The organism is Pseudoalteromonas sp. TB51, assembly GCF_000498055.1.
Classification (GTDB): domain Bacteria; phylum Pseudomonadota; class Gammaproteobacteria; order Enterobacterales; family Alteromonadaceae; genus Pseudoalteromonas; species Pseudoalteromonas atlantica.
The window spans coordinates 1-1,177 of sequence record NZ_AUTO01000224.1 but is presented as its reverse complement, the minus strand read 5'-3'; the positions used below and the strand labels follow the sequence as shown (position 1 = coordinate 1,177).

The window sequence follows — 1,177 nt, the reverse complement described above, 5'->3', positions numbered from 1 at the left end:
TGAATCCGCAGCTTCGGTGCATAGTTTAGCCCCGTTACATCTTCCGCGCAGACCGACTCGACCAGTGAGCTATTACGCTTTCTTTAAAGGATGGCTGCTTCTAAGCCAACCTCCTGGCTGTCTGGGCCTTTCCACATCGTTTCCCACTTAACTATGACTTTGGGACCTTAGCTGGCGGTCTGGGTTGTTTCCCTCTTCACGACGGACGTTAGCACCCGCCGTGTGTCTCCCGGATATTACTTTACGGTATTCGGAGTTTGCAAAGGGTTGGTAAGTCGGGATGACCCCCTAGCCTTAACAGTGCTCTACCCCCGTAAGTATTCGTCCGAGGCTCTACCTAAATAGATTTCGGGGAGAACCAGCTATCTCCCGGTTTGATTAGCCTTTCACTCCTAGCCACAAGTCATCCCCTAACTTTTCAACGTTAGTGGGTTCGGTCCTCCAGTTGATGTTACTCAACCTTCAACCTGCTCATGGCTAGATCACCGGGTTTCGGGTCTATACCTTGCAACTAGTCGCCCAGTTAAGACTCGGTTTCCCTACGGCTACCCTATACGGTTAACCTCGCTACAAAATATAAGTCGCTGACCCATTATACAAAAGGTACGCAGTCACCTAACAAGTAGGCTCCTACTGCTTGTACGTACACGGTTTCAGGTTCTATTTCACTCCCCTCACAGGGGTTCTTTTCGCCTTTCCCTCACGGTACTGGTTCACTATCGGTCAGTTGGGAGTATTTAGCCTTAGATGATGGTCCACCTATATTCAGTCAAAGTTTCACGTGCTCCGACCTACTCGATTTCACTTAAAATGTCTTTTCATGTACGGGACTATCACCCTGTATCGTGGCACTTTCCAGAGCCTTCCATTAACACATAATAAGCTTAAGGGCTGTTCCGATTTCGCTCGCCGCTACTATCGGAATCTCGGTTGATTTCTTTTCCTACGGGTACTTAGATGTTTCAGTTCTCCGCGTTCGCCTCGTTAACCTATGTATTCAGTTAACGATACCTGCAAGCAGGTGGGTTTCCCCATTCGGAAATCCTAGTCTCAAGCGCTTTTTACTAGCTTGACTAGGCTTATCGCAAGTTAATACGTCCTTCATCGCCTCCAACTGCCAAGGCATCCACCGTGTACGCTTAGTCACTTAACCATACAACCCAAACGGGTCTTTGTT

1 rRNA gene is annotated in these 1,177 nt (G+C 48.4%); it reads right to left on the bottom strand.

The features are described from left to right. Positions 1 to 1,153 (bottom strand): 23S ribosomal RNA (locus L650_RS0112595); the annotation flags it as partial. Between the last annotated feature and the right edge of the window lie 24 nt (positions 1,154 to 1,177).